We start from the raw sequence: 4,588 nt of genomic DNA, 5'->3' as shown, positions 1-4,588 counted from the left end.
GTCTATATCCACTACAAAAGGGTGTACATACATATTGATAGACAAAATTCTACAAAATACCCCATGTTTTAGGGGTTGTGTATAATAATCCAATGTTTAATAATTTATCAGAAGTTAAAAAATAGGTGTTATATAAAAGAAAATGAATAATTTATGCAGGGAATGTATATATAATTATTGTTTAAATATTCTAAAATGAGTTGATAAAGATGTGGAATTGTTTTTTAGAAAATAATTGATTGTTGTCGAATGTACTTATAATTTAACGGATTTCCCGAAAGAATTCTCCTTCCTCAAGCGTGTGAAGAACATAGCACGACGATAGGTGAGAGATGAATTTTGGTTTGGTGGAGCCAAAAGGCTTTGCTTTTTATTTTTCCAATGTTGATATGTATTTATTGTAGCTAGGTACATAGAGCTAAAAATAAGATATTCTTGTGAACTCAAAAAGCCAAAATTCCTTAACTTAGGAATTTTGGCTTTGACGTTATATCATGGAATTGCAATTGGAATGGCACCTGGCATATCTACTGCACCAGAGTTATAATTTCTTCAGCTCTTTAAATTAGAAACTGGTACTTGATTTGCGTAGTTAAATTATTGCCTTTTAAAAGAACGGAAAGAGTTTTTTCGAGTTAGCACCTTTTACACGATAAATATTGAAGAGGGAAAACCCACTTAGAAAGACTTTTAAGCAGAAAAATAGACTAGTCTATTTTAATTTCTAATGGTCCCAGTATCTTTTATTTTGACGTGCGTCTTTACATTTATTTTAGCCTCTGCTAACGCTTGCAACCAATCTCCTTTTACTTTTTTCCATTCTTTATATTGAAAAGCTCTAGCATATAGGGATAATCCGATTGGATCAATTTTATTCTGCTGTATTTCATTTAATATATTTTGTAAATTATTATTAATTTCTTTTTGAATAGCACTTTTTAAATGATATATATTTTTTTTATTATCATAGTACCCCTTAATTAAATTCGGGTTGGTTTTTTCTATTAAAGCTACATTAGCATATATATCGAGATTAAATACAAACTTTCCGTTTTGAAAAGTAACATCTACCTTCCTTGTCGCGTTCTGTACGAAGATAGAAGTATTTGTTTTTTTGTTGGAATTTTTAGGAGGCAGTGCAAGGTGTAGTATCATTCGCCCGTTACTTTTTGACTTATTTAAAAGATTGAAAAATTTAACATCTTTTTTAGGGATATAAGTTAAATATTTCCCTTTTCGATTTAAAAATGCAATTCCTACTGTGTCGATTTCATTCTTTGTTTTTTTGATAATTGGAACAGTTTGCGTCATTCCATCTTCATTTTGTTCTCTCATTAATTGCTGAATTGTAGAAGAGACGGATTGGTTATTTTGAATTGAGGATTCGATTACACCATTTATATAAGATGATAGTGATGGTTTACTAGGCTTATAAATTTTAAAAATTTCTTCTGCAGGCCCATCTACAAGTACTACTTTAGCATTAATGGTAGCGTAAGGATCACGGTAAGAAGAATCAAGCTCCTGTAACCAATTTGCTTCTTGCGCTAATTTTTTCCCAATTAAAATGATTTCAGCTTTGGAAGCGGTCATAAAGCCCGTTAACTTCGTATCTATCTTACTGAATCCAGTATATACAGTTGATGCTTTTGTCCAATGTTCTATAGTACTTTTTTGCTGCTTATGATGAAAGAGTGGTATACTTGTTCCAACTTTTATGTCTCCATTAGCGGTTCTATCCAAGCCAATTAACAGGATTAATGAAACCTTCTCAAGAGGAATTCTTTGACTACAACCAATTATATATAAACAACAAATTAAAACCCATATCCATTTTCGAATCAAAGTTGTTTCCTCCTAGTAACCCAAGTAAAAAGAATACTGTAAACGAAAAAAATAATTGGTAATAGAATAAAGAAAATGACATTTAAGATATCCATAAGAGAATATATAAACAAATATTGATCCACATCGGGATTTAGGAAAATAAATAGACCAACTATAAATAACATAAAAGCAAGTAGCGCCCAATTACGGACGTTTTTTTGAAGTGAAATGGTCACAGATTCAAAACTGAAAAATAAATACGGATATATTGTAGTGGAAAATACAATCAAGTAGTAAGCGATATATATAATTTCTAATCTTTCCATGAAAGAAAAACGAACCCCTTTTAACAGATGAAATACTGGCCAGATTACGTCTTTTATCCCCTCTGGACTAAAGTATATATAAGAAAGAATAGTCACATATAGATAGAAAAGCATAGTTCCAGTATTCGCTATTAGTAGCCCTTTTATGGCTTTTTGTTTTTTTTGTAAGAACGGGTATATATAATATGTAATTTCTAAGCCAGCATAAGGTGTAATGGTTTCTTTTGTTGCCTTTATAATAGGGTATAATCCATCTTTAAAAATAGGTAGTAGGTGTAAAGGGTTGTAGTTAGTCTTTAGTGAAAAAAGAAGAAATAGTGGCATCCAAGTAGTGAAGAAGAAAACAAGCATAGAATAACTAGTAAGAGCCCTTAACCCACTCAGGACTAAAATAATAAAAGGTAATAGTAATAATATGGTGATTTGATAAGCAGGAGTGGAAGGAAATATCCACACTTTTACAATATCAGTTGCCTTTAATAAAGTATTAAATCCAGCAAAAAATAGATAAGAGGCATATGCAAGAAAAAGAATTGTTCCTATCCATTTACCAAAGTATGTTTTTAAGATTTGTGAGAAATTTTTGTTGGGATTTTTTTGTAACATTAATATAATAATTACACCGATTATAGAAGTAACTATCCATCCGAGAATGATCGAAATCCAGCCATCTGTACCAGCAGTAGTAGCAAGTGGGCTTGGCATAATTAACATACCAGATGCAAGTTGCAGCGAATGGATGAAAATAATAAATTCGAATAAAGTTATATTTTTGAATTTAAGATTCCCCATGCGGACCACCTTCTTTTTTCTTTTCTTGTTTCGGCTGTCCAGTACTCGAGCGGGTGGTAATCATCGAAATAGGAAACCTTACAAAAGAATCTTTTAACTCTTGAAGCCGAAATGGCGCGATTGGCAATCCGTATGGTGAACCATAGGAAGTCAGTGAAACAAAATGAGCAAATAAGAGCATTAATCCACTAACAATACCTACAATTCCATAAAAGTATGCCAATAACATCATTGGAAAACGAATAAGGCGTATAGAACTTGATAAATCATAATTAGAAACAATAAATGATGCAATGGCTGTAATAGATACGATAATAACCATAACGTTACTCACAAGTCCAGCTTGAACAGCCGCCTGTCCAATTACAATCCCTCCAACAATACCAATAGTTTGTCCAATAGGTTGTGGTAAGCGAATACCAGCTTCACGTAGCATTTCCAGTGTAATTTCCATTATAAAAGCTTCCAATAAGGGAGAGAAGGGGACCTTAACTCTTGACGTTGCAATAGAAGTGTATAAATCTATAGGAATGATCTCAAAGTGAAAGGATACTATAGCAATATAAAATGCGGGTAAAAAAATAGCTATAATAAATCCTGCAAATCGTAATAAGCGAAAAAAAGATGCAATGAGCCAATGAATATTATAGTCATCTGGGGTTTGAAAAAATCCAATCAAATTCATAGGAACAACCATAGCACCAGGGGATCTATCCATTAACACTGCTACTTTCCCATCAAGTATATGGTTTGAAATGGCGTCTGGACGTTCGCTTAAATAAGCCTGTGGAAAAGGAGTCCAATTTTGATCTTTTGTATAATTAGATAGCTCTCCAATACTTAATACCGCATCTGTTTTGATTTTGCAGATTCTAGTTTCTATTTCTTGGACTACATCTGCGTTTGCTACATCACCTAAGTAAATTAAATAGACTAAAGAAGTGGCTCGTTCTCCAATCGTCAGCTTTTTGATTTTTAACTCTGTAGAAGGAATATATCGACGAATTAGGCCTATATTTTTTGTGACATTCTCAATAAAACCATCATGTGAGCCTTTAATAGTAACTTCTGAAATTGGTTCTTGAATGGCTCTCTCTGCCCAGCCTTTTGTATTTATTAGAAGTGACCGATTTTCTCCTTCCATAAACAGTACACATTGACCCTCAAGTAATCCTTCTTTAATTTCATTCCATGTATATACGATTTTTGTATGAGTAGCAATAATATTAGAATTAAAAATTTGACTGTCTTCATTTACTTCTTGTAATAATGGTGTAACAACATTGGCTTTTAATGCAACACCATCTGTAAGGCCTTCAAAATAATAAAGTAAAATATTCGTGTTTGTTTTTAATTGCAAAGGATGTTCAATCAAATCTGCACTAATATCAAAGATATTATCTAGTGTATTTTTAAGTTGTTTTAGGTTATTTGTTTCGATCTTTTCAATGGTTTTATATGTCTTAGTTTCTAAGGTCTCTTCATTTAAGGACAAAATTGACACCTCTTTAATATATACCGATTAGTTGTAGTTATTATTTTTATATAATTGAATTTTATTCATTAATTTAATCGAATTGGATGTAAGAATTGATAAATTTGATGTGCTATATTATTAATTCAATAATTGAGAGGAAAAAAGT

General features: G+C 31.6%; 3 protein-coding genes. All 3 read right to left on the bottom strand.

The genetic code is table 11. The features are described 5' to 3' along the window. Window positions 1-717: 717 nt before the first annotated feature. Genes GBN78_RS28740 through GBN78_RS28730 form a run of 3 tightly spaced genes read right to left on the bottom strand, consistent with a single transcriptional unit; the run spans window position 718 to window position 4,440 of the window. Window positions 718-1,845, bottom strand: a complete 1,128-nt coding sequence (locus tag GBN78_RS28740) for a Ger(x)C family spore germination protein (protein ID WP_152127983.1) — start codon at window positions 1,843-1,845, stop codon at window positions 718-720. Continuing rightward, complete coding sequence (locus GBN78_RS28735) at window positions 1,842-2,945, bottom strand: GerAB/ArcD/ProY family transporter (protein ID WP_000527359.1); 1,104 nt, start codon at window positions 2,943-2,945, stop codon at window positions 1,842-1,844. Before GBN78_RS28735 ends, GBN78_RS28740 begins: the two co-directional genes overlap by 4 nt. Next, window positions 2,932-4,440 (bottom strand): spore germination protein, encoded by a 1,509-nt coding sequence (locus tag GBN78_RS28730; RefSeq protein WP_000055712.1) that lies wholly within the window; start codon window positions 4,438-4,440, stop codon window positions 2,932-2,934. The genes GBN78_RS28735 and GBN78_RS28730 overlap by 14 nt, the downstream gene beginning before the upstream one ends. Window positions 4,441-4,588: the final 148 nt, after the last annotated feature.

Origin of the sequence: Bacillus sp. B2-WWTP-C-10-Post-4, from assembly GCF_009183805.1 — a bacterium.
GTDB classification, from domain to species: Bacteria; Bacillota; Bacilli; order Bacillales; family Bacillaceae_G; genus Bacillus_A; species Bacillus_A cereus.
This window is presented reverse-complemented; position numbering and strand designations above follow the sequence as displayed.

Excerpts from the sequence above, each read along its gene's own strand:
- GBN78_RS28735 (WP_000527359.1), bottom strand. The coding sequence starts at position 2,945 with ATGGGGAATCTTAAATTCAAAAATATAACTTTATTCGAATTTATTATT.